Below are 24,064 nucleotides of genomic sequence, written 5' to 3'. Positions count from 1 at the left end.
TTTGCAATATTAGGACTGAATGATATTGCTATTATTCGACCGATTGTGGTTTTGTTGCCGGTGCCGTGGCCTGAGTAACAGCAGCATGGCCACCCGCAGGACCTTTTCCTGCGAAATCAAAGGCTGGGCGCTCCCATTGGCCTTGAGTTGGTGATGCTGGGACGTAATCAGGCGCAGGTGCTTTAGTCATCGGTGCTGAAGCATAGTGCTTAAATAGCACACCTTCAGGATGAGCGACAACCGGCTGTGGTGCTGCCACGGCAACAGGCGCTACAACGGCCTCTTCTGTCACATTGACCTCTTCAACTGCAGCCTCTTCAGTTACAGTTTCCGCAGCAATCGCTTCTGGCTCGGTTATTTCTTCAACCACAGCTTCTTCAACCACAGTTTCCACAACAACAGTTTCTACAACAACCGCTTCTGGCTCGATTGTTTTTTCAACTGCTGTTTCTGTTGCAGCCACTTCTTCAACCACTGGCTCAGTTGCCGTGATAGTTTCAGCTTCTGTTGCTATTTCAGTAACCTGAACAGGTTCTTCAATCGCGCGGCTTTCAACAGTGGCTTCTACTGTTGCTGGCTCAATAACTGCTGTTTCTGCAATTGTCGTTTCTACAATTTTTGTTTCCACGACCACAGGTGCACGGCCAGGTACGGCAGCGGCGGATGAGGATGACCCCCCCGGCTTATGTTGTGGCGTCGGTACGGCAATTTCAGCTACGGCAGTGGCAACAACTGGAGCAGTAATCACTGGAGCAACAATCACTGGAGCAACAACAACTGGTGCGGCAGCAATAGCGATTGACGTTTCTACAGCTGCAACTTCTTGCACGCGTTCTACTGGCAATTGCTCTTCAACCGGGTTTTCCACAAAGGCTTGTTCAACCTGCTGGGCAACCGGATAACGCACCCACACTTTACCCGACGCCATTTCTGGTGAGGCGAAAGCACCTGCCAGCGGCATAGCAGATTGTGTTGGATAGCGCTCATCACGGTAGCGACGACGGCGTTGACCGCTGACACGCAGGTGGCGAGGCGAGCGGCGAGAGCGACGTGGCATGCCATTTTCATTGTTGGCATTGCGGTCGTTCGTTGCATCATCATCGGTCTGAGGGCTGGTCTGTGTCAGTAATTTCACTTCTTCGTGCACTACTGGTGCAGCAACCTGAGCAACCGGGGCGGTGATCGGCGTTTCCAGAACATTCAGCTCATCATTCGCGGATTGAATACGGACTTTCTGATTCAATTGGCGGCGTTGACGGCGCTGCATCACCTGTTGGCGTTCTTCTTGCTCAGGTTGTACTTCTTCTACAGCCGCAGTAATGACATCAATGTCATCAACTTTAGCTTTAACGTCCTGTGGTGCCTGGCGTTTGTCATCCTGACGGCGACGCTGGCGATCACCGCGGCGCTGTGGCTGCTCTTCACGCGGTGCTTTATCCGCTTCTACAACTTCAGTTTGCGCTAATGGCGCAGTTGTCTGTTGTGTTGGGCGTTTATTGCGGCGTTGATCTTCACGGCCCTCGCGATTGCTATTATCGCGGTTAGCATTGTCACGGCCATTATTATCACGGCTTGAGTTATCACGGTTTGAGTTATCGCGACCTTCACGTGGTGTGCGGTCACCGCGATCTCTACGGTTATTATTCTGGCGACGAGGATTACGGCGATCATTGCGACGATTTTCGCTGTTTTCCGTTTTTTCAACTTCGACCGGTTTAATTTCTTCTTCTGATGTGCCGAATATACCTTTCAGGCCACTGAGCAGACGGCTGAAGAAACCAGGTTGTTCAACCGCCGCAGCAGTTTTTTGTGGTGCAACAGTTGGCTCAACCGGCGTAGCTGTAGGGGCTGATTCTGGCGGCACTTCAGTTGGCAGAGAGAAAGTTGCCAACGCCGGTTGTTCCGGACGTTTACGCTCAATAGTCGCTTCTTCCAGCGGTTGCGCCATTTCTGCTTCATGCAGTTGTGGCAACAAATAGCTGAGAGTCGGGACTTCTTCGCCTTTGCGTACGCGAAGCACCGAGTAATGCGGCGTTTGCATTTGATCGTTTGGCACGATCACTGCACGTACACCGCCCTGGCGTTTTTCGATAGCATTGACGGATTCACGTTTTTCGTTCAACAGATACGACGCAATTTGTACCGGTACAATCGCGTGAACTTCATGAGTATTTTCTTTCAGCGCTTCTTCTTCAATCAAACGCAGAATAGAAAGTGACAGGGATTCATTGTCACGTACAGTACCGGTACCGCTACAGCGTGGGCACACATGGTGGCTTGACTCACCCAGTGACGGGCTGAGGCGCTGACGGGACATTTCCAGTAAACCAAAGCGGGAGATGCGGCCAATCTGGATACGCGCACGATCCTGACGGACGGCATCGCGCAAACGGTTTTCCACTTCACGCTGGTGGCGTACCGGTGTCATATCGATAAAGTCGATGACAATCAGGCCACCCAAGTCGCGTAGACGTAATTGGCGAGCAATCTCATCGGCAGCTTCAAGGTTGGTATTGAATGCGGTTTCTTCGATATCACCACCACGCGTTGCTCGCGCGGAGTTGATATCAATCGCAGTCAGCGCTTCGGTAGTGTCAATAACAATCGAACCACCGGAAGGCAGACGCACTTCGCGTTGGAAGGCAGATTCAATCTGTGACTCAATTTGGTAGTGACTGAATAATGGAATCTCACCACTATACAATTTAATTTTGCTGCTGAAATCCGGGCGACCGAGTGCGGCGATATGCTCTTTAGCCAGTTCGAGAACTTTAGGGTTATCGATCAGGATTTCGCCGATGTCCGGGCGCAGATAATCACGGAAAGCACGGACAATCACGTTACTTTCCTGATGGATCAGGAAGGGCGCAGGGCGACCTTCAGCGGCTTTTTTAATCGCATCCCAATGCTTCAGACGGAATGATAAGTCCCATTGCAGCGCATCAGCAGATTTACCGACACCGGCGGTGCGAACAATCAGGCCCATGCCGTCAGGCAATTGCAGGGAGGATAGGGCTTCTTTCAATTCAGTGCGGTCATCACCCTCGATACGGCGAGAAATACCCCCGGCACGTGGGTTGTTTGGCATCAAAACTAAATAACTACCCGCCAGGCTGATGAAAGTCGTGAGTGCGGCACCTTTATTACCGCGTTCTTCTTTATCAACCTGAACAATAACTTCCTGGCCTTCGCGCAGCACATCTTTGATGTTTGGGCGGCCATGAGAGGAATAATTACTAGGGAAATATTCGCGAGAGATTTCTTTTAATGGGAGAAAACCATGTCGTTCAGCGCCGTAATCAACAAAAGCGGCTTCCAGACTAGGTTCGATTCGGGTGATTTTCCCTTTGTAAATATTCGCTTTTTTCTGTTCATGACCTGGGCTTTCAATATCCAAATCATACAGCCGCTGTCCATCTACAAGGGCGACACGCAACTCTTCTTGCTGAGTGGCGTTAATCAACATTCTTTTCATCTTTAACTTACTCGTTATTTTTACATTGTCATTAGAACTGCGGGCAAAATAACCTCATGGTCGGGTAAACCGATGACCCCGAGTCTTCTAGCAAAGCCGTCAACCTCACGGTTGTCGCCTGCATAGGGGCGCATTATTTCGGTAAGCCTGTGTTTCTTTCTGAAAAACAGCGCTTTTTATATAAAGGGTAGCTTCTGAATATAAGACAACAGAGCCTTACCCACTTGCCGACCAAGCTGCAACCCGCAGCCCGCTAATTGCTTGATTTCACATTACGTCTTACGCCATTGCTGCGTTTTTGCGTGATCAGGCAAAGTTTATTATTCCACAAGTCTCTTGGTCTAACGAGAATCAACGCAGAATTAAACACATTATTCCATTGCTGACACTGATATAGCAAGATGACTTTACCTGTCTAGGTAAAGATTCTTTTACTGTATTCACAGTGTTGGCGGCTATCGTTGTCTTATTAAACAATAAATGCACGCAAACGTTATCTTTAAATAGCCAGATTGACAGTTAAGCACAGAAAAAGGGGTGGCGCTAATTCCTCGGTGTATTTAGAATCGCGTCCCATGAAAACGAATAATCCAGTAGTACAATTAATCACCATTTCTGCCGACGAAGCCGGTCAGCGGATCGATAACTTTTTGCTCACTAAATTGAAAGGTGTGCCAAAGAGTATGATTTACCGCATCGTACGCAAAGGTGAGGTTCGAGTTAATAAAGGGCGCATTAAGCCAGAATATAAATTGGCTGACGGTGATGTGGTGCGTGTGCCGCCGGTACGGGTTGCTGAGCGCGAAGAAATTCAGGTATCAGCTAAACTTGATAAAGTTGCCGCGTTAGCCGATTGCATTCTATTTGAAGATGACTATCTCTTAGTGCTGAACAAACCTTCCGGCACTGCGGTCCATGGCGGAAGCGGTTTAAGTTTCGGGGTGATTGAAGCATTACGCGCCCTGCGCCCGGAAGCGCGTTTCCTGGAATTGGTCCACCGTCTTGATCGTGATACCTCCGGTGTTTTATTAGTTGCAAAAAAACGTTCAGCTTTGCGTTCCTTACATGAGCAACTGCGCTTGAAAGGGATGCAGAAAGATTATTTAGCTTTGGTGCGCGGACAATGGCAATCACATTGCAAAGCCGTGCAAGCGCCTTTGCTGAAAAATATTATGCAAAGTGGTGAACGCATGGTGAAAGTCAGTAGCGAGGGCAAACCATCAGAAACCCGCTTTAAAATAGAAGAGCGTTTTGAGCATGCCACACTGGTTAAAGCTAGCCCGATTACCGGTCGAACACATCAGATTCGTGTCCATGCGCTGCATGCTGGCCACCCGATCGCTTTTGACGATCGCTATGGTGACCGTGAATTTGATGCACAATTACAGGGTACTGGGTTACATCGTTTATTCCTGCATGCCGCCGCTTTACGTTTTGAACACCCAAATACCGGTGAAACCATGCGCATTGAAGCACCGCTGGATAATCAATTGCGCCATTGCTTGTCAGTATTACGCAAGAATAGCGCTATTTAAAATAGCGCTATTAGTTTTACAGTCATCAGTTTTACGGCCATCAGTTCTAAAGTAATGGATTTACCCCTTGCTCAATTAACATTTGGGTGAGGGCGATTAACGGCAGGCCGATGAGGGTATTTGGATCTCGGCCTGATAATTTATCAAATAAGGTGATACCCAACCCTTCACTTTTAAAACTTCCCGCGCAATTCCACGGTTTTTCCCGCACTAAATAACCTTCAATTTCTGCACTATTCAAGGTGCGGAAATAAACATCAAACGTTTCACAAAGACAACTATGGCTATTAGTTGCGGTGTTTAGCAGCGCCAGTCCGGTATAAAAAGTGACACATTGCCCGCTGGCTTGGTGTAATTGTTTGACGGCATTGGCATGATTATGGGGTTTGCCGATGATGCCCCCGTTGATAACACACACTTGATCAGAACCTATTATCAAGTGTTGTGGGTAATGCGCAGCCAGTGCTTGGGCCTTCGCTTGTGCCAAACGCTGCACCAATGCGCTCGCGGTTTCGGTGGGCAACGGGGTTTCATCGGTTTCTGGCGCGGCAGTGATAAAAGGCAATTGCAGCTTTTCCAGTAATGCGCGGCGGTATGACGAGGTTGAAGCAAGGACTAATTGCGGCATAATATTTTCCATAAACCGTGGCGTAATTGAATCAGACATTTTAAACTGTCTTCCGCTTCGGAAGCGAATATTGGTGAAAGGTGCAGTAAAACGGCCTTTTTCTTTGACTCTATGTCGTTACAAAGTTAATATGCGCGCCCTATGCAAAAGGTAAAATTACCCCTGACCATTGATGCGGTTCGTACCGCTCAGAAACGTTTAGATTACGCAGGTATCTATTCGCCTGAGCAGGTTACACGAGTAGCCGACTCAGTGGTAAGTGTGGACAGCGATGTCGTGGCCTCATTATCATTTAATATTGATAATCAGCGCCTGGCGGTTATTACAGGTCATGCGGACGTCGATGTAACATTGATGTGTCAGCGCTGTGGTGGCACGTTTGCGCACCATGTTCATACAACGTATTGTTTTAGCCCGGTCGTCAATGATGAGCAGGCTGAGGCATTGCCGGAAGCGTACGAGCCGATCGAAGTCGACGAATTTGGCGAAGTTGATCTGTTGGCTATGATTGAAGACGAAATTATTCTTTCACTGCCTGTCGTTCCGGTACATGATTCTGAACACTGTGAAGTGTCCGAGGCGGACATGGTATTTGGTAAACTGCCTGCAGAGGTGGAGAAACCGAATCCATTTGCCGTATTAGCCAGTTTAAAGAAAGTAATTAAGGAGTAAGGTCAATGGCCGTACAACAGAACAAACCCACTCGTTCCAAACGTGGCATGCGCCGTTCACACGATGCACTGACCACTGCCACTCTGTCTGTGGACAAAACTTCCGGTGAAACTCACCTGCGTCACCACATCACAGCCGACGGTTTCTACCGCGGCCGCAAGGTTATCGGCTGAGTAGTACTTGCTAATCTTTAGCAAGGCGATACCTTGACTTGTCTAACCCTAGCGTTAGATGCAATGGGTGGGGATTTCGGTCCCCACGTCACAGTGCCTGCTTCATTGCAGGCACTGGCCTCTAATCCAAAGCTAAAACTCCTGCTGGTCGGGAATCCCGACGCCATCACTCCGTTACTTGTTAATGCCGATCCTTTGTTGCTGGAGAGGTTACAGGTAATCTCCGCTGAGCATGTTATTGCCAGCGATGCTAAACCCTCACAAGCTATTCGTGCCAGCCGTGGTACCTCCATGCGTATAGCTCTGGAGTTGGTCAAAAACGGTGATGCAGCAGCCTGTGTGAGTGCAGGGAATACAGGAGCATTGATGGGGTTGGCGAAGATGCTTATTAAGCCATTGGATGGAATAGAGCGCCCGGCATTGATGACAGTTATCCCCAATCAGCAGCGCAGCAAGACTGTGGTACTGGATTTAGGGGCCAATGTTGAATGTGATAGCACGATGCTGGTGCAATTTGCTGTCATGGGTTCGGTGATGGCAGAAGAAGTTGTTGGCATAAAAACCCCACGTGTTGCTTTGCTCAATATTGGCGAAGAAGAGAGCAAGGGGTTAGATAATATCCGCGAAGCCGCCGCAGTATTAAAAAATACACCGGCGATCAACTATATTGGTTATCTTGAAGGCAATGATTTGCTGACAGGCAAGACTGATGTGATGGTTTGTGACGGCTTCGTGGGTAACGTCACTCTAAAGACCATGGAAGGTGTGATAAGAATGTTCTTGTCATTGCTCAAATCATCGGGCGACGGCAAAAAACAGTCCTGGTGGCTTAAATTTATTGGCCGTTGGCTACAAAAACGTGTGGCTAAGCGGTTCGGTCATTTGAACCCCGACCAGTATAATGGCGCATGTCTGTTAGGATTACGGGGCATCGTAATCAAGAGCCATGGCGCTGCGAATCAACGTGCATTCGCAGTGGCTATCGAACAGGCTGTGCAGGCGGTGCAGCGGCAAGTCCCACAACGGATTGCAGCGCGCCTTGAAGCGGTTTTACCCAAGAGTGACTGATCGTACATGTATACTAAGATTCTCGGTACGGGGAGTTATCTGCCCGTACAAGTGCGCAGTAATGCTGATTTAGAAAAAATGGTGGATACGTCGGACGAGTGGATTGTCACTCGGACAGGTATTCGTGAACGGCGTATTGCTGGCCTTGATGAAACTGTGGCGACAATGGGTTTCCAGGCGGCTGAACAAGCACTGGAGATGGCCGGTATTGCTAAAGACGATATCGGGCTGATTATCGTTGCCACCACCTCTTCAAGCCATGCTTTCCCAAGCTCGGCCTGTCAGGTGCAGCAAATGTTGGGCATCAAAGATGCGGCCTCTTTTGATTTGGCTGCCGCCTGTGCTGGTTTTACCTATGCACTTAGTGTTGCTGATCAGTACGTGAAAAGTGGTGCTGTCAAACATGCTATCGTCATTGGTTCAGACGTACTGTCGCGAGCACTGAATCCTGAAGATCGTGGCACGATTATTCTGTTTGGTGATGGTGCGGGTGCCGTTGTATTAGGTGCATCCGAACAACCTGGCATTCTCTCTACCCATTTGCATGCAGATGGTAAGTATGGGGAATTGCTGGCATTGCCGTATCAGGATCGCCAGCAGCAAGACCAGCCAGCCTATGTCACGATGGCCGGTAATGAGGTTTTCAAAGTTGCGGTGACTGAACTTGCTCACATTGTGGACGAGACCTTGCAGGCCAATAATCTGGATCGTTCAGCGCTGGATTGGCTGGTGCCGCATCAGGCTAACCTGCGGATTATTAGCGCAACGGCTAAAAAATTAGGCATGGGGATGGAGAAAGTGGTCATCACGCTCGATCGTCATGGCAACACTTCTGCAGCATCTGTACCGGCGGCACTTGACGAAGCCGTGCGAGATGGGCGTATTCAACGTGGGCAGTTAGTGCTGCTGGAAGCGTTTGGCGGCGGCTTTACCTGGGGCTCGGCGCTGGTTCGCTTTTGATTTAACAGGGTTTCTTTGATTTAACAGGAAAGTAAAATGTCGAAATTTGCTTGTGTTTTTCCAGGCCAGGGATCTCAATCTCTTGGTATGCTGGCCGATTTGGCCGCACAATTTCCGATAGTTGAAGAGACTTTCAGTGAAGCATCTTCAGTTCTGGGTTACGATCTCTGGCAGTTGGTACAACAAGGCCCGGCTGAAGAATTGAATAAAACCTGGCAGACGCAACCGGCATTGCTGACGGCATCTGTTGCTATCTGGCGTGTTTGGCAGCATCAAGGCGGCAAACTGCCGGCGATGATGGCGGGCCATAGCTTGGGTGAATACTCAGCTCTGGTGTGTGCTGGCGTGCTGGATTTCAAACAGGCGGTTCGTCTGGTTGAATTACGCGGTAAACTGATGCAGGAAGCGGTACCGGAAGGCACCGGTGCCATGTACGCGATTATTGGTTTGGATAATGAATCCATCGCCAAAGCGTGCGAAGAATCAGCACTTGGGCAGGTTGTCTCTCCAGTCAACTTTAACTCACCGGGACAGGTCGTTATTGCCGGTAATAAAGATGCGGTAGAGCGCGCAGGTGCGGCTTGTAAAGCAGCCGGTGCGAAACGCGCCTTGCCTCTGCCAGTCAGCGTGCCATCCCATTGTGCGTTGATGAAACCTGCGGCAGATAGATTGGCCGTCGCACTGGAAGAAATTGAGTTCCAGGCACCGTTATTCCCGGTGGTGAACAACGTCGATGTGAAAGCTGAAGTGTCGCCAGAGGCTATTCGTAGCGCGCTGGTGCGTCAGTTATATAATCCGGTACGTTGGACTGAAAGTGTGGAATTCATGGCGTCAGAAGGCGTTGAGCTGCTGTTAGAGGTTGGGCCGGGTAAGGTATTGACTGGTTTGACTAAGCGCATCGTGGATACTTTAGCTGCAGCACCGGTAAACGATGTTGCCACGCTGACCAACGCGCTCGAAAACTAAGAAAAGAGGATAACATGAGCTTCGAAGGTAAAATTGCGCTAGTCACTGGCGCTAGCCGCGGTATTGGCCGTGCGATTGCAGAATTATTAGCTGAGCGTGGTGCCCGTGTTATTGGTACCGCGACCAGTGAAAAGGGCGCTGAAGCCATCAGCGCCTACTTGGGCGACCAAGGTAAAGGTTTAATGCTGAATGTCGTGGATCCTGCATCAATCGAGTCAGTACTGGCAACGATTCGTGCGGAATTTGGCGAAGTCGACATTTTAGTGAATAATGCAGGTATTACGCGTGATAACCTGCTGATGCGTATGAAGGATGAAGAGTGGCAAGATATTATTGACACCAATCTAACTTCCGTGTTCCGCCTATCAAAAGCGGTAATGCGCGCTATGATGAAAAAGCGGTTTGGGCGTATCATCACCATCGGTTCTGTAGTTGGGACAATGGGCAATGCAGGGCAGGTTAACTACGCGGCAGCTAAAGCGGGTCTGATCGGTTTTAGCAAGTCTTTGGCGCGTGAGGTTGCTTCACGTGGCATTACTGTCAACGTTGTGGCACCTGGCTTTATTGAGACGGACATGACGACGGCGTTGACAGATGATCAACGCGCAGGCATTTTAGCCCAAGTACCAGCTAACCGGCTTGGGCAAGCTAAAGAAATTGCCAGCGCTGTTGCATTTTTAGCCTCTGACGAGGCCAGCTACATCTCTGGTGAAACGTTACATGTCAATGGCGGCATGTATATGATTTAAAAATCACGAAAGTATTTGCGTTATTTGAGGTAAAAACCGCAAAATAGCGTAAAATCGTGGTTTGACCAGCCGAGATTTAGTTGCATCTTTTTCAACATTTTATACACTACGAAAACCATCGCGAAAGCGAGTTTTGATAGGAAATTTAAGAGTATGAGCACTATCGAAGAACGCGTTAAGAAAATCATCGTTGAACAACTGGGTGTTAAAGAAGACGAAGTGAAGAACAGTGCTTCTTTCGTTGAAGATCTTGGCGCAGATTCTCTGGACACCGTTGAGCTGGTAATGGCTCTGGAAGAAGAATTCGACACTGAGATTCCAGACGAAGAAGCAGAGAAAATCACTACTGTTCAGGCAGCTATTGATTTTATCAACGCTAACCAGCAGTAAGCGAATATGCTTTAAGTTTGGATAGATAGTTAGGCGGTCATTTGACCGCCTAAGTTTTTTTTGCCCTAGTGTAATTTTCCCTCCCTGGAGGACAACCGTGTCTAAGCGTCGAGTTGTTGTGACTGGACTGGGCATGTTGTCTCCTGTCGGTAATACAGTAGAATCCACATGGAACGCTGTTCTTGCCGGGCAGAGTGGCATCAGCCTGATCGACCATTTTGATACTACAGACTATGCAACGAAATTTGCTGGCTTAGTAAAAGATTTTAATTGTGAAGATTACATTTCGCGTAAAGATGCACGCAAAATGGATGCCTTCATACAGTACGGTGTCGCGGCTGGCATGCAAGCTATGCGAGACTCCGGGCTTGAAGTGACAGAAGCCAATGCTCCTCGTATCGGTGCCGCGATTGGTTCCGGTATTGGTGGGTTGGGTCTGATTGAAGAGAACCACACCTCATTGGTGAAAGGCGGGCCGCGTAAAATTAGCCCATTCTTCGTGCCTTCAACCATTGTTAATATGATTGCCGGCCACCTGACCATTATGTTCGGTATGCGTGGGCCAAGCATTTCTATTGCTACGGCATGTACTTCTGGCGTCCACAATATCGGGCAAGCGGCTCGTATCATTGCTTACAATGATGCTGACGTTATGCTGGCCGGTGGAGCTGAAAAAGCCAGTACCCCATTGGGTGTCGGCGGTTTTGGTGCTGCGCGTGCATTGTCTACTCGCAACGAGAATCCGCAGGCTGCCAGTCGCCCTTGGGATAAAGACCGTGATGGTTTCGTTCTGGGTGATGGCGCAGGCATGATGGTGCTGGAAGAGTACGAACACGCGAAAAAACGTGGCGCAAAAATCTATGCTGAAGTTGTTGGGTTTGGGATGAGCAGCGATGCTTACCATATGACCTCTCCACCAGAAGACGGTTCTGGTGCAGCTCTGGCAATGGTGAATGCGTTGCGTGATGCGGGTGTGACCCCCTCTCAAATCGGCTATGTCAATGCCCACGGCACGTCAACTCCTGCTGGCGATAAAGCCGAAACGCAGGCAGTTAAGTCTGTATTTGGTGGAGACACCAAAGTGATGGTCAGTTCCACCAAATCCATGACTGGGCACTTGTTAGGTGCAGCAGGCGCGGTTGAGTCTATCTTTACGGTATTAGCGCTGCGTGATCAGGCTATTCCGGCAACCATTAACCTGGATAACCCAGATGAAGGTTGTGATTTGGACTTTGTTCCAGGTGCCTCTCGCCAGGTAACAGATTTGGAGTACACCCTGTGTAACTCCTTCGGCTTCGGTGGTACTAACGGTTCTTTGGTGTTCCGCAAGGTATAAAAAGACCGCTGACAAAGTTGATTCGCGGGGAAATGTGCCGAATGGGTCCCTCTTGGTTTCAAATACAAGTGCGTAAGCCGTCGGAGCGCCCATAGGTACAGTCGCCCCGCCAGTCCCGGGCTACAAAAGACGTTTGTCAGCAACCTTAAAAGACCCGGTTTTCCGGGTTTTTTATTTGCTTAGTAAGCATCAGCTATAACATCCTTCCATAAAAATTGTCTCAATAAGAGATAAATCTGAAAACAGCCACGGCCTTAAATCTGATACTGTCAGCAGGTAGGATTTATATTTATGGGCAATACCTATACCCTAATTGAATGTAGAGCCAAGACGCCCCCATTTAAAGAGAATCTGAATGTTCTGGATTAATGGTGTTGAACAAAATTTGATTTCAGCTTCAGACCGCTCAGTGCAGTTTGGTGATGGCTGCTTTACCACCGCCAGAGTCTCCGGTGGTCGGGTTGTGTGGCTGGATAAGCATATATCGCGTTTGCAACAGGCGGCTGAGCGGCTATTAATGCCGGTCGTAAATTGGAATGCATTGAGAAAGGAAATGGTTGAGGCGGCAAATCATACTGAGGACGGTGTGCTGAAGGTGATTATCAGCCGGGGAAGCGGTGGCCGAGGCTACAGTGGCACAGCATGTCAGCATCCCACGCGAATTATTTCTCTTAGTGATTATCCGGTTCATTATCTTAGTTGGCGTGAACGGGGTATTTCTTTGGCACTTAGCCCGATATTGTTAGCACGCAATCCATTACTGGCCGGTGTTAAGCACTTGAATCGCCTGGAACAAGTCTTGATCCGCGCGCATCTTGACCAGACAACGGCGGATGAGGCACTGGTGCTTGACACTGAAGGCATGCTGGTGGAATGCTGTGCGGCTAATTTATTCTGGCGTCAAGGGGATAAAATATTTACCCCAGACCTGTGTCAGTCAGGTGTAGATGGCATTATGCGCCAACGAATAATCACTTGTCTGGCCGCTCATGGTCGGCAAGTGGAGATTGTGGCACAACCGGTGAGTGTGTTGGCAGACGCAGATGAAGTTATCCTGTGTAACGCGCTAATGCCGCTACTCCCGGTAAATAGGATCGAGCCGATAAATCGCGCCGAACAGTGGGTTTATCACTCACGTCAGTTGTTTGATTTCTTAAATCTTCATTGCTGTGAAATATAAGCTTTATGGGGATTTTGATTTTCGTACCAATGATACCTTTAATTTGAAGATGGTCGTCCGATGAAAATAAAAAGTACCAGAGCATTAATCCTTTTTGTCGCTATCTGTTTGGGATTGCTGCTGTTGGGTTACCAAAGAGTACAACATTTTGCCGATCAGCCTTTGGCTATCCAACAAGAAACCTTCTTCAAACTTCCTGCTGGCACCGGGCGAGTGGCGCTGGAGAACTTGCTGCAACGCGACGGCCTGATTAAAAACACCCGCTGGTTTCCCTGGCTGCTGCGGCTTGAACCAGAGTTAGCCAAATTCAAGGCGGGGACTTATCGGTTTACCCCCGGAATGACGGTGCGCGGCATGCTAGAACTGCTCGCCAGCGGCAAAGAAGCACAATTTACCGTGCGCTTTATTGAAGGTAAGCGGCTGCGTGATTGGATGGATGAATTACAACAATCAAAATATATAAAGCATGTCTTGGATGGGAAGAGTGATGCTGAAATCGCGCTATTGTTGGGGTTGAAAGACAGTGAACACCCAGAAGGCTGGCTCTACCCGGATACTTATTCCTATACCGCTGGCACCACTGATTTGGCATTACTCAAACGTGCCCATGTGAAGATGGAAAAAACAGTCGATGAAATCTGGCAAGGGCGTGATAAGTCATTGCCTTACAAAACCCCGGGCGACTTAGTCACTATGGCGTCCATCATCGAGAAAGAAACGGCAGTCAATGAAGAACGAACCAAAGTGGCGTCGGTATTTATCAACCGGTTACGCATTGGTATGCGCCTACAAACAGACCCAACCGTCATTTATGGCATGGGGAATAACTATAATGGCAACATTAGTCGTAAAGACTTAGATACTCCAACGCCTTATAATACCTATGTGATATCCGGTTTGCCGCCGACCCCCATTGCAATGCCGGGGTTGGCATCGCTCATGGCTGCCGCTCATCCGGCTAAAACGGCTTATCTCTATTTTGTGGCAGACGGCAAGGGCGGTCATACTTTTACCACCAATTTAGCCAGCCATAACCAAGCGGTGCGGGTTTATCGTCAATCGCTAAAGGATAAAAATGAACAGTAAATTTATCGTTATTGAGGGGCTTGAAGGGGCAGGGAAAAGCACCGCCAGAGATACCGTGGTTGCTACGCTGCATGCCCAAGGGATTAACGATATTGTCTTCACCCGGGAGCCAGGGGGAACGCCGCTGGCAGAAAAACTGCGTGACTTGATAAAGCAAGGTATTGACGGCGAAGTTCTGACAGATAAAGCCGAAGTGCTGATGTTGTATGCTGCCCGAGTGCAATTGGTTGAAAATGTGATTAAACCTGCGCTGGCGCGCGGCAGTTGGGTGGTGGGTGATCGCCATGATTTGTCATCGCAAGCTTATCAGGGCGGTGGGCGTGGGATTGATAGCAACCTCATGACATCTCTGCGTGACACCGTATTAGGTGAATTTCGCCCAGACCTGACACTGTATCTCGATTTGCCACCGGTGATTGGGCTAGCGCGCGCGCGGGCTCGTGGTGAATTAGATAGGATTGAACAAGAGTCATTGGCCTTTTTTGAGCGCACCCGCGCACGTTATCTTGAGTTGGCTGCCGCAGACTCCAGCATCAAGACCATTGATGCTTCTCAACCACTTGAGCAAGTCAGTGAATCTATTAGCCGGGTACTGAAGCAATGGCTGACTCGCCGAGAAACAGCGTAATGAAATGGTATCCATGGCTTACCGCGCCTTATCGTCAGTGGGTTGGACAGCAGACGGCCGGGCGTGGTCATCATGCATTATTACTGCATTCTTTGCCCGGGAATGGCGAGGAAGCGCTGATTTATGGTATCAGCCGTTGGTTAATGTGCCAGCAGCGGCAAGGTGAGAAAAGCTGTGGCGAATGCCATAGTTGCCGCTTGATGTTGGCGGGTAATCATCCGGACTGGTATGTGCTGGCCCCGGAGAAAGGCAAAAATAGCATCGGTGTAGAGTTGGTGCGCCAACAGATTGAAAAACTCTATTCTCATGCTCAGCAGGGCGGGGCAAAAGTTGTGTGGCTGCCTCATGCCGAGTCACTGACTGACGCGGCGGCCAATGCGTTACTCAAAACTCTGGAAGAGCCGCCAGAGAAAACCTATTTTCTGCTCGATTGCCATCAACCCGCCAGTTTGTTAGCGACATTACGCAGCCGCTGCTTTTACTGGCATCTGGCCTGCCCGGATACCGCGCTCAGCTTACAATGGCTGCAACGGCAGATTCCGGCAGAACCGATTTCGATGCTGGCGGCACTTAAATTAAGCGAGGGCGCACCGTTGGCGGCTGAGCGCTTGCTCCAACCCGAACTCTGGGCCATCAGAACGGCCTTGTGTAGCGCGCTGAGCAGCGCCCTGAACAGTTCGGATTTACTGTCGCTATTACCGCAGCTTAATCATGAAGATGCCCCAGAGCGCTTGCAATGGCTCTCTTCATTGGTGCTGGATGCTTTGAAGTGGCAGCAAGGTGCAGGTGAGTTTGCGGTTAATCAGGACCAATTGCCGTTGGTGCAGCAATTGGCACAGATGGCCACGACACCTATATTGCTTCATTCAGCCAAGGCGCTGGGCCATTGCCGGCATCAATTGTTATCCGTGGTCGGTGTCAATCGTGAGTTATTACTTACCGAGCTTTTGCTCAACTGGGAAAGCGCCCTGACCGCGGGGTCTTACTCCACATCACTTTAATTGAGTTTAATATGTTGTTAATAGATTCTCACTGTCATCTTGATAGCCTTGATTACCAGACGCTACACAGTAGCGTCGATGATGTATTAGCCAAAGCGAAAGCTCGGGATGTGGGTTTTGTGCTCGCCGTAGCCACTACATTACCGGGCTTCTCCGCCATGACGGCACTTATCGGTGAGAGAGAAAACGTGGCGTTTTCATGTGGCGTTCATCCACTGAATCTTGATGGCGGCTATGATTTTCAGCAGCTTGAGATTTTAGCCGCGGCAGATAATGTGGTGGCGATGGGGGAAACTGGGCTGGATTACTTTTATCAGCAAGACAATATCACACTGCAACAAGCTTCGTTTCGTGAACACATTCGGGTTGGGCGTAAATTAAATAAACCAGTGATTGTGCATACCCGCGATGCGCGCGAAGACACACTCGCGATTTTGCGTGAAGAACAGGCGCAAGAGTGTGGCGGGGTTTTACACTGTTTTACAGAAGATAAAGCGACCGCAGCCACCTTATTGGACCTCGGCTTTTATATCTCTTTCTCGGGTATTCTCACTTTCCGCAATGCGGAGCAACTGCGTGATGTTGCACGCTATGTGCCGTTAGACCGGTTGCTGGTCGAGACCGATTCGCCGTATTTGGCTCCGGTTCCGCATCGTGGTAAAGAGAACCAACCTGCCTATGTCCGTGATGTTGCAGAGTATATGGCAGTTCTCAAAGGCGTCAGTCTTGAATCCTTGGCTCAAGCCACTACGGATAACTTCTGCCGGTTATTTCATCTGGACTCGTCAATACTCCACAGCGAAACGCGCTAATTTCCTTAAGAATACTTTTTTTTAAGCTCGTAATTAATCGCCGAAACGAGTAATGTTCTCACCCGATTTATTGGGTGAGGGCAGCTAATATTGACGTTTTTTTACAAAAAATGCGCTATCTGAAGCAAATTAAGCGCTTTCTTGGAAGAAACGTGACTGCCATCAAACATTAAGCAAGCTATTTATTTTACTCTTCGTAAAAATTAAAGGGGTGCTTTAGACACCCTGATTCGCAAAGGCTTACTCCCCCCTTTGTAATGCCAATAAACGCGAGAAAAAGCAGTAAAAGCACTATTACTCAGGAGCTCACTCACTATGTTTAAGAACGCATTTGCAAACCTGCAAAAGGTCGGTAAATCGCTAATGCTACCGGTATCCGTGTTACCCATTGCAGGTATTCTGCTGGGTGTCGGGTCCGCGAATTTTAGCTGGCTACCATCGGTAGTCTCTCACGTAATGGCAGAAGCGGGCGGTTCCGTTTTTGCTAACATGGCATTGATTTTTGCTATTGGCGTTGCACTCGGCTTTACCAATAACGACGGTGTATCTGCGTTAGCGGCAGTTGTTGCATACGGCATCATGGTGAAAACCATGGCGGTGGTAGCACCATTGGTCTTGCATCTGCCGGCAGAAGAAATTGCTGCCAAGCATTTAGCTGATACTGGGGTACTGGGCGGGATCATTGCAGGTGCAATAGCGGCCTACATGTTTAACCGCTTCTATCGTATCCAATTACCTGAATATCTGGGCTTCTTTGCGGGCAAACGCTTCGTTCCGATTATCTCTGGTTTCACAGCGATCTTCGTGGGCGTGATTTTGTCCTTTATATGGCCGCCAATCGGTACTGCTATCCAGACTTTCTCTCAGTGGGCAGCATATCAGAACTCCGTAGTCGCTTTTGGTATCTACGGCGTCGTAGAGCGTGCGTTGGTTCCATTCGGTTTACACCATATCTGGAACGTACCATTCCAAATGCAAATTGGTGAATACACCAACGCAGCGGGCCAGGTATTCCACGGTGACATTCCACGTTACATGGCCGGTGACCCAACTGCGGGTAAACTGTCTGGTGGTTTCCTGTTCAAGATGTACGGTCTACCCGCCGCAGCCATTGCCATCTGGCATTCTGCTAAACCGGAAAACCGGGCGAAAGTGGGCGGGATTATGATCTCCGCAGCACTGACCTCATTCCTGACCGGTATCACCGAGCCAATCGAATTCTCCTTCATGTTCGTGGCGCCAATCTTGTATGTTATCCATGCGATTCTGGCCGGTCTGGCTTTCCCAATCTGTATCCTGCTTGGGATGCGCGATGGTACCAGCTTCTCCCACGGTCTGATTGACTTCATTGTACTGAGTGGCAACAGCAGCCGTATCTGGTTGTTCCCGCTGGTGGGTATCTGCTACGGTCTGGTGTACTACACCATCTTCCGTGTGCTGATCGCTAAACTGAATTTGAAAACGCCGGGTCGTGAAGACATGACAACAGAGCAAACTGTACAGGGTGGCACTGAAATGTCAGCGGCACTGGTCAATGCGTTTGGTGGTAAAGAAAACATTACTAACCTGGATGCCTGCATCACTCGTCTGCGTGTCAGCGTGGCGGATGTGTCCAAGGTTGACCAAGCGGGTCTGAAGAAATTGGGTGCTGCGGGCGTAGTGGTCGCAGGCTCAGGTGTTCAAGCTATCTTCGGGACGAAATCTGATAACCTGAAAACTGATATGGACGAATACATTCGTAACCATTAATTCAGGTCTGGGGAGTGCAAAAGGGCGGCGAAAGCCGCCCTTTTTTTGTATTCAGAAAAGCTTTGCATGGCCCACAGTTTACTGTTTCTAATATATTACTTATTCATTTTTAAACTTCTTGATAAGTAATCTCTGCTTGGGGAAATCAATGGCTAAAGCGAATTCATTCAGGAAGTTATTGCCAATTAATCCATCGGTATCCATCTGATTGAACTGCCCATCTAGCAGCACTGCATTAAAACCAATCTCTGTTGCACCTATTTCGTTAAGCTGAAAATCTGATGCCACGCAGCCTTTATGATCCATTTCTTTCATGACTGTTTGGCAGGATAGGCTAACAGCTGGCGATTTAAGCCGTTCTTTAAAAAATACAGACACTGTTGCGCCGGTATCCAAAAGCATATTGTATTCCTTAGCATTTTTTACGACTTTGATTTCAAGCCCTTCTGGCGTCAACCTCAGTGGCAGTGATGTCCACCCATCAGCCATATTAATGCCCAATACATGAGTATTATCCGCGACAGACAAACGCTGTTTTTGGTAATCAATCAGTACTGCCTTACCTTTGAATAAATCTAGCCCAATCATCATTGAATGAGGGGGCGTGCTATCAGAGTTGAGAACCATACCCTGAGGGGTGTTTACCGATATCCCTTTTACATTCTTAAATTCCATGCCATTGATTGAAAGTTTTGGAATGTAGAACTTATCGTTAAGAAATACTTTGCCGGTCAGGTCTGTTGTGCGATGTTTTCCTGGTTCAGGTATCAAGCCCGGAAGTTGTGCGATAACATCTTTGAATAAGTGCAGAGCAATTAAGGCCCCGGTATCGATCATGAAATTTTGGCGCATCCCATTGATTTCAATATTGACTATGGGGGTTGCGGTATCATCCCACTTAAACGGCATATGCATGACTTTTTCCGAAGTGATGGCATGGAGTGCTGTCGGAGTGGCGAGAGCAGAGAAGAGAACGAACGTCATCGCGGTAATGTTTTTATTGGGTAAAAAGTGCATAAGGGCTTTCCTTTTCCTTTTCCATTTCAGCATTTTTGCTGAGGTCAAACACCCGATCCGCCATGGCAATCATTGTTGGGCGGTGGGCGACAAAAATTCGGGTTATCTTCAATGCGCGCAGCGAATCATTAATTCGGGCTTCGTTGTCGATATCCAGGTCACTGGTGGCTTCGTCGAGAAATAATATTCGCGGGCGTTTGTATAAAGCGCGGGCCAGAGAAATGCGTTGGCGCTGCCCACCTGACAGGGCGCTGCCCATATCGCCGACCATGGTTTCATATTTCATCGGCATGGCGTCAATCTCAGTATGAATTGAAGCGAGGCGCGCGCATTCACACGCCCATTCATTGTCAGGATGAATATCAAACGAGCTGATGTTATCGAGCAAAGACCCCGCAAATAGTTTGTCCTCTTGCAACACGTAGGCGATATGTTTGCGGTAGGCAGTAAGGCCTAATTGCCGAACATCGACACCGTCTAGTAAGATAAAACCGCTTTTTTGTGGAGCTAAACCACCTAGTGCTTTGAGGAGTGTCGATTTGCCGCAGCCTGATGGCCCAATGATGGCAATGCTTTCACCGGCTTTGATAGACAAACTCACATGTTCAAATACGGCAGGTTCGCCGTCACCATAACGGTAGCTTAGATCTTTAACTTCAATGCTGGCAGCAAGGGAATTGGCGGGAGTCAAATCGGCCTCGCCGGTATCCTGTTCAGGTGTGGCTAGCGCGACTTCTGACAAGCGCTCACTGTGCATATCAATCAAGCGGAGCCGGATAATTGAATCAACAACCCGAATAGCGCGAGTGACGTACATGTCCGAGTAAATTAAGAAGGCAAATAGCATGCCGGTGGTGAGAGTCCCGCCATCAATCAGCTTTGCCCCTAACCACAGTATTATTGCCGAAGACAGCCCGATTAATAACAAGCCCACTGTCTGTGTCGCCAAGTCTATTTTGAACAGATAGATTTTTGCATTGGCTTCATTGATCACGAGATTGATCCAGTCGGATCGGCGGCGCTCCGCCAAATTGAAAATTTTCACGCAGGCAATGCCGCGCACGGTTTCGAGGAAATGTGATTGTTGTTTTGCCTCGTGAGCAATGGCCTCCAAATTGGCAGAGCGATAGGCACCGAAAAGAAAAAATTTGATAGCTGCATAAATAATGGATATCAACACGGCGATTGCCGCGAGGTAGCCATCATAGGCCCACATCAAAAATAACAGCCCGATGACCACCACAATATCCAACAGCGACGCAACCATCTCGGCGGTAAAAGCATCTTGTACCACTGACAGGGAGTTAAAACGCGACCTGACATCACCAATATGGCGTTTTTCAAAGTAGGAAACGGGCAAGCGGATTAAATGGCTAAAAAGCCCGGAGTTCCATTGAATCCCCAAGGTGTATTTAATAGACATCACCATCCAGGCGCGCACCAGACTGAGCAAGGCTCTAAAGATTAATAAAACAATGACCCCCCAAGCTATCAGCGAGACTAAATGAATATCGCCAGACCTTAACGCCATATCGAGAGTAAATTGAGCCGCTAATGGAACGGCCATAGCAAGAAGTTCGATGCACAATGAGAGGGCCAATATATGTGCTAAAGCGCGTGGCAGGCCGGATACGTTTTTGAACATATCCAGTAGGCGGATAGTCTCTCTTTCAGTCCGGCGTTGAAAGTGCTGATTAGGCCAAATTTCCAATGCGATACCGGTAAAGTGTTGAGATAGCTCAGTCAGAGAGATTTTTCTCTCACCTTTAGCTGGGTCAATAATAGTGGCCCCGTGGCGAGAAAACTTCTTTAGCACCACAAAATGGTTAAACGACCAATGCAGAATGCAAGGTGTCTTGAGTTGGCGGACTGAGCCTAAATCCGCCCGCACCGGACGTGAACCTAAGGATAACCGGTCTGCCAACACGATAAGATCGCGCAGACTCATGCCTTTCAGAGAAACTTGATAATGCTTCCGCAGTGCCTGGAGATCCATATTAAGGCCGTAATATCCGGCAACCATCGCCATGCAGGCCAGCCCGCACTCTGTTGCTTCTGTTTGCATCATCACCGGCAAACGCTGTCGCAGGGCTTCAAAGTAACCTTTCATAGCGACTATCATGCGGCTTCTCCAGAGTGTTCTTGAGGTATGTTGCGAGCCCCTTTTAGAGGTAAAAGGAGCCATTCATAGAGAGGCCGTTTTCTGATGAAAACATCTGTTTTAACACCGATTCCCGGCCGCAAGGGGTAGGTTTTACCGGCCATAACGACATTATTGTTCGTAGGGACTATCCGCACTTGAAAATAATGTCGCGATGGTTGATGAGCTTGCTTTTCGCTTATGTCTAAACGCTGTTCGACGGACGCAGTGGATATTGACCTTACAATGCCATCATATTGCCCAAACCACTGATAGGGGTAGGCATCGAACCGTAGTCTCACTGCTTGGCCTTCACGTAATTCGCCGATGGTATCCGCAGTGGCAAAAATTTCCACTTCGGCTTTCCCTGATGTTGGCACAATACTGGCCAATTCTTGCGCGGCTCGAATGGTGTTGCCGGCAAACCCTGTAATGCCGGTTAAGGTGCCATCAATCGGAGACGTAATATGCAGTTCTCGCTCTCTTTCCGTCGCGATTAAATCTTGATCCAACTGTGCCGTTTGCCGGCGTAGCCTTTCCAGTGAAACGTCAACTTCGCTATGGATAGCCGCTAACCGTGCTTTAATGCTGATGGTTTCTCCTTGTAGCTTTACCTTTTCCCGCTGGTAAGCTTCGAGCTGGACAGCGGCACTGTAATACTCGGACTGGCGTGCCATATGCTCCGTCTCAAGAGCTATTCCTTGCCTAACCAACGTTTTGAAATGTTGTGCTTTTTCCAGTAACCATGAGGTTTGTTGCACCGATTTGGCAATCAAGTGGCCCATTTTTTGCTGTTCGGCGTCTTTATTTTTTAACATCTGCAGAAGGTGGCTTTTCTCGATGTCTGCTGCTGCAGATTTGAGTTTTATCTCCTGTTCAATAGCCGTTTTCTGCGATTTCAGTGCTGCGGTTATTTCACGGTTTGTTGCGCCAAACTCGGTCTGGGTTTCCATACTGATGATATAAATCACTTCGCCAGCACGAACGATTTTCCCCTCTTCAGCCAGGCTGCTAATAATAATCCCATCCCGTGGGGCGGTTATCCGTGCCACTGCAGGGTGATGAACAACAGATCCGGCGAGGCGGGCTTTTTGGGTGTAAGTCCCCACCACCAAGAATGCTATCAAACTGGTAATCAACACCAGCGCCAGCATGGCCCAAACAGAAGCACCTACTGGGATAATAACTTGTGGGCTACCCAGCCAATGATGTGCTCTGTGCTCTAGCGCTTCCTGTCTGAAAATCGCGGTTTTTTCGATCAATTTATTGGCGCTCCCTCACCCTATATTTCAAAAGTCATGCCCTAATTGCTGCCATAATGCGTTCTTCTTTGATGCCCATATTGAGTAAGTGGGCTGATGAGCGGCTCAGGAAAGTCCTCATGGAATAACAATAAATAGACTTGTGTTTGAAGCGATCCTCGGTGGAAAAACGATTTACGATGCGCCCACCGGCACAAATATTCTCCCAAATGCAACCTTCGCATTCCGTGGGTAATGATTGTCCGATTGATGAATATTCTTGAAACTGCGGGCTAGCGAAGACATTAGATAGATTGACTTCAGAAAGATGACCAATGGGGTTAAACATTCTGTCTGATGTTGACCGCAAGGTATCGTCCACCCGGACAAAGCCATCGGAACTGACGGTCAGGGCGTAGACACCGGTAATATTGGGTGTGTGGCCTAAGACGCCCGAATTTTTTTGCCCCAATAGGCTGGCGATATGGGTTTGAAAGAGTCGGACAAAAATTTTGGCATTATTATCTTTCACCCACTCATCCAGCGCTTCGTTGAGAAAACGCCCTATACCGACAGCATCAGGATGAGCATCTTTGTAAGAGTCATCAGGTATTAGGAAATCAAAACTATAAACACCTAACTCATCAACGAAATGTCGATATATTTCGGCACCATTTGCCTGAGCATTCGCGACACATAAAATACCGGGGTCTGAGGGGAGCCGCCCTTGTTGATAGGCGTTTTGGAGTATACGGAGGCCACGAACGGTGCTCTCATATGTGCTGCGCCCTTTGGTATCCAGGCGGTGCCTGTCATTAATATGCTTAGGGCCATCAATAGAAATACTCACATTCACGGAATATTTCTCAAATATCGCTATCCATTCATTGTCAATTAACGTGGCATTGGTTTGTAAAGCAAGTCTGATATTTGAGCCACAGTAATTCCCTGAAATCAATTGAATACACATATCCGTGAAATTTTCTTTTTTCATCAGTAGCGGTTCACCACCATGAAAATCAATTTGTACTGTGCCAATTTTATATTCCTGACACGCTCGCTGTAAAAAACAGACTAAATGGTGAATATTTTTATTTGAGAGTCTGGCCGGACTATCGTCAGCGGCTGAGTTTCCTTTATTAAAAACATAACAATAATCACAATTTATATTACAGCGCTCGCTGATTTTTAATATTATTTCAAGATGTCGAATGTTCTTTTCAATTAATAAATTAAGCATAACTCTACCCTCGCTTCC

The 24,064-nt window shown here is 48.5% G+C and carries 21 protein-coding genes; 15 read left to right on the top strand and 6 right to left on the bottom strand.

All coding sequences use genetic code 11. The annotated features are described in order from the left end of the window. Positions 1-31: 31 nt before the first annotated feature. Positions 32-3,475, bottom strand: a complete 3,444-nt coding sequence (gene rne / locus OVO64_RS01070; RefSeq protein WP_145540628.1) for a ribonuclease E — start codon at positions 3,473-3,475, stop codon at positions 32-34. Positions 3,476-4,050: 575 nt separating this feature from the next. On the opposite strand from rne, the gene rluC reads away from it, so the two are divergent. Beyond that, the gene (gene rluC / locus OVO64_RS01065) at positions 4,051-5,010 is read left to right on the top strand and encodes a 23S rRNA pseudouridine(955/2504/2580) synthase RluC (protein WP_038632251.1); all 960 of its coding nucleotides are present in this window, start codon (positions 4,051-4,053) and stop codon (positions 5,008-5,010) included. A 46-nt stretch (positions 5,011-5,056) separates the two neighbouring features. On the opposite strand, the gene OVO64_RS01060 is transcribed toward rluC, so the two are convergent. Next, entirely contained in the window at positions 5,057-5,638 is a 582-nt protein-coding gene (locus tag OVO64_RS01060) for a Maf family protein (protein ID WP_038632253.1), read from the bottom strand. A gap of 141 nt (positions 5,639-5,779) precedes the next feature. On the opposite strand from OVO64_RS01060, the gene yceD reads away from it, so the two are divergent. The 14 genes from yceD (at position 5,780) to ptsG (ending at position 18,408) form a co-directional block, all read left to right on the top strand. Continuing rightward, on the top strand, positions 5,780-6,310 hold the full coding sequence (gene yceD, locus OVO64_RS01055; protein WP_038632255.1) for a 23S rRNA accumulation protein YceD: 531 nt from the start codon (positions 5,780-5,782) through the stop codon (positions 6,308-6,310). A gap of 5 nt (positions 6,311-6,315) precedes the next feature. Then, positions 6,316-6,483, top strand: a complete 168-nt coding sequence (gene rpmF, locus OVO64_RS01050; protein ID WP_002210931.1) for a 50S ribosomal protein L32 — start codon at positions 6,316-6,318, stop codon at positions 6,481-6,483. Between the two features lie 33 nt (positions 6,484-6,516). Next, entirely contained in the window at positions 6,517-7,551 is a 1,035-nt protein-coding gene (plsX, locus tag OVO64_RS01045; RefSeq protein WP_071841715.1) for a phosphate acyltransferase PlsX, read from the top strand. Between the two features lie 6 nt (positions 7,552-7,557). Further along, a complete protein-coding gene (locus OVO64_RS01040; RefSeq protein ID WP_038632259.1) occupies positions 7,558-8,511 on the top strand; it encodes a beta-ketoacyl-ACP synthase III in 954 nt (317 codons plus the stop codon). Positions 8,512-8,547: 36 nt separating this feature from the next. Beyond that, positions 8,548-9,477 (top strand): ACP S-malonyltransferase, encoded by a 930-nt coding sequence (gene fabD / locus OVO64_RS01035; RefSeq protein WP_038632261.1) that lies wholly within the window; start codon positions 8,548-8,550, stop codon positions 9,475-9,477. A gap of 14 nt (positions 9,478-9,491) precedes the next feature. Beyond that, complete coding sequence (gene fabG / locus OVO64_RS01030) at positions 9,492-10,226, top strand: 3-oxoacyl-ACP reductase FabG (protein WP_038632263.1); 735 nt, start codon at positions 9,492-9,494, stop codon at positions 10,224-10,226. Positions 10,227-10,379: 153 nt separating this feature from the next. After that, on the top strand, positions 10,380-10,616 hold the full coding sequence (gene acpP, locus OVO64_RS01025) for an acyl carrier protein (protein WP_002220787.1): 237 nt from the start codon (positions 10,380-10,382) through the stop codon (positions 10,614-10,616). A gap of 97 nt (positions 10,617-10,713) precedes the next feature. Beyond that, positions 10,714-11,952: a beta-ketoacyl-ACP synthase II gene (fabF, locus tag OVO64_RS01020; protein WP_038632266.1), complete on the top strand. Its 1,239-nt coding sequence runs from the start codon at positions 10,714-10,716 to the stop codon at positions 11,950-11,952. A 355-nt stretch (positions 11,953-12,307) separates the two neighbouring features. Beyond that, a complete protein-coding gene (pabC, locus tag OVO64_RS01015) occupies positions 12,308-13,132 on the top strand; it encodes an aminodeoxychorismate lyase (protein ID WP_145586631.1) in 825 nt (274 codons plus the stop codon). 60 nt (positions 13,133-13,192) lie between these two features. Next, positions 13,193-14,218 (top strand): endolytic transglycosylase MltG, encoded by a 1,026-nt coding sequence (mltG, locus tag OVO64_RS01010; protein ID WP_145509718.1) that lies wholly within the window; start codon positions 13,193-13,195, stop codon positions 14,216-14,218. Further along, the gene (gene tmk / locus OVO64_RS01005) at positions 14,208-14,846 is read left to right on the top strand and encodes a dTMP kinase (RefSeq protein WP_267248531.1); all 639 of its coding nucleotides are present in this window, start codon (positions 14,208-14,210) and stop codon (positions 14,844-14,846) included. Before mltG ends, tmk begins: the two co-directional genes overlap by 11 nt. Then, entirely contained in the window at positions 14,846-15,847 is a 1,002-nt protein-coding gene (gene holB / locus OVO64_RS01000) for a DNA polymerase III subunit delta' (protein ID WP_038632274.1), read from the top strand. Before tmk ends, holB begins: the two co-directional genes overlap by 1 nt. Before the next feature lie 11 nt (positions 15,848-15,858). Next, positions 15,859-16,659, top strand: coding sequence for a metal-dependent hydrolase (locus OVO64_RS00995; RefSeq protein WP_038632276.1), 801 nt, complete (start codon positions 15,859-15,861; stop codon positions 16,657-16,659). 315 nt (positions 16,660-16,974) lie between these two features. Beyond that, positions 16,975-18,408, top strand: a complete 1,434-nt coding sequence (ptsG, locus tag OVO64_RS00990; protein WP_038632278.1) for a PTS glucose transporter subunit IIBC — start codon at positions 16,975-16,977, stop codon at positions 18,406-18,408. A 99-nt stretch (positions 18,409-18,507) separates the two neighbouring features. Here the strand turns inward: ptsG and OVO64_RS00985 are convergent, their stop codons facing one another. The 4 genes from OVO64_RS00985 to xyeB are packed head-to-tail and all read right to left on the bottom strand — an operon-like array spanning position 18,508 to position 24,046. Beyond that, positions 18,508-19,425 (bottom strand): aspartyl protease family protein, encoded by a 918-nt coding sequence (locus OVO64_RS00985; RefSeq protein WP_038632280.1) that lies wholly within the window; start codon positions 19,423-19,425, stop codon positions 18,508-18,510. After that, entirely contained in the window at positions 19,406-21,547 is a 2,142-nt protein-coding gene (locus OVO64_RS00980) for a peptidase domain-containing ABC transporter (RefSeq protein WP_145509714.1), read from the bottom strand. The genes OVO64_RS00985 and OVO64_RS00980 overlap by 20 nt, the downstream gene beginning before the upstream one ends. Continuing rightward, a complete protein-coding gene (locus OVO64_RS00975; protein WP_050291265.1) occupies positions 21,544-22,827 on the bottom strand; it encodes an HlyD family secretion protein in 1,284 nt (427 codons plus the stop codon). Before OVO64_RS00975 ends, OVO64_RS00980 begins: the two co-directional genes overlap by 4 nt. Positions 22,828-22,861: 34 nt before the next feature. Then, positions 22,862-24,046 (bottom strand): cyclophane-forming radical SAM/SPASM peptide maturase XyeB, encoded by a 1,185-nt coding sequence (gene xyeB / locus OVO64_RS00970; RefSeq protein WP_186368484.1) that lies wholly within the window; start codon positions 24,044-24,046, stop codon positions 22,862-22,864. Between the last annotated feature and the right edge of the window lie 18 nt (positions 24,047-24,064).

Source organism: Yersinia sp. Marseille-Q5920 (genome assembly GCF_946902935.1).
GTDB lineage: Bacteria > Pseudomonadota > Gammaproteobacteria > Enterobacterales > Enterobacteriaceae > Yersinia > Yersinia rochesterensis.
Note: the sequence above shows the minus strand (reverse complement) of the source record. Positions and strands in the feature narration are given on the sequence as shown.

Excerpts from the sequence above, each read along its gene's own strand:
- rne (WP_145540628.1), bottom strand. The coding sequence starts at position 3,475 with ATGAAAAGAATGTTGATTAACGCCACTCAGCAAGAAGAGTTGCGTGTC.
- rluC (WP_038632251.1), top strand. The coding sequence starts at position 4,051 with ATGAAAACGAATAATCCAGTAGTACAATTAATCACCATTTCTGCCGAC.
- OVO64_RS01060 (WP_038632253.1), bottom strand. The coding sequence starts at position 5,638 with ATGCCGCAATTAGTCCTTGCTTCAACCTCGTCATACCGCCGCGCATTA.
- yceD (WP_038632255.1), top strand. The coding sequence starts at position 5,780 with ATGCAAAAGGTAAAATTACCCCTGACCATTGATGCGGTTCGTACCGCT.
- rpmF (WP_002210931.1), top strand. The coding sequence starts at position 6,316 with ATGGCCGTACAACAGAACAAACCCACTCGTTCCAAACGTGGCATGCGC.
- OVO64_RS01040 (WP_038632259.1), top strand. The coding sequence starts at position 7,558 with ATGTATACTAAGATTCTCGGTACGGGGAGTTATCTGCCCGTACAAGTG.
- fabD (WP_038632261.1), top strand. The coding sequence starts at position 8,548 with ATGTCGAAATTTGCTTGTGTTTTTCCAGGCCAGGGATCTCAATCTCTT.
- fabG (WP_038632263.1), top strand. The coding sequence starts at position 9,492 with ATGAGCTTCGAAGGTAAAATTGCGCTAGTCACTGGCGCTAGCCGCGGT.
- acpP (WP_002220787.1), top strand. The coding sequence starts at position 10,380 with ATGAGCACTATCGAAGAACGCGTTAAGAAAATCATCGTTGAACAACTG.
- pabC (WP_145586631.1), top strand. The coding sequence starts at position 12,308 with ATGTTCTGGATTAATGGTGTTGAACAAAATTTGATTTCAGCTTCAGAC.
- mltG (WP_145509718.1), top strand. The coding sequence starts at position 13,193 with ATGAAAATAAAAAGTACCAGAGCATTAATCCTTTTTGTCGCTATCTGT.
- tmk (WP_267248531.1), top strand. The coding sequence starts at position 14,208 with ATGAACAGTAAATTTATCGTTATTGAGGGGCTTGAAGGGGCAGGGAAA.
- holB (WP_038632274.1), top strand. The coding sequence starts at position 14,846 with ATGAAATGGTATCCATGGCTTACCGCGCCTTATCGTCAGTGGGTTGGA.
- OVO64_RS00995 (WP_038632276.1), top strand. The coding sequence starts at position 15,859 with ATGTTGTTAATAGATTCTCACTGTCATCTTGATAGCCTTGATTACCAG.
- ptsG (WP_038632278.1), top strand. The coding sequence starts at position 16,975 with ATGTTTAAGAACGCATTTGCAAACCTGCAAAAGGTCGGTAAATCGCTA.
- OVO64_RS00985 (WP_038632280.1), bottom strand. The coding sequence starts at position 19,425 with ATGCACTTTTTACCCAATAAAAACATTACCGCGATGACGTTCGTTCTC.
- OVO64_RS00980 (WP_145509714.1), bottom strand. The coding sequence starts at position 21,547 with ATGATAGTCGCTATGAAAGGTTACTTTGAAGCCCTGCGACAGCGTTTG.
- xyeB (WP_186368484.1), bottom strand. The coding sequence starts at position 24,046 with ATGCTTAATTTATTAATTGAAAAGAACATTCGACATCTTGAAATAATA.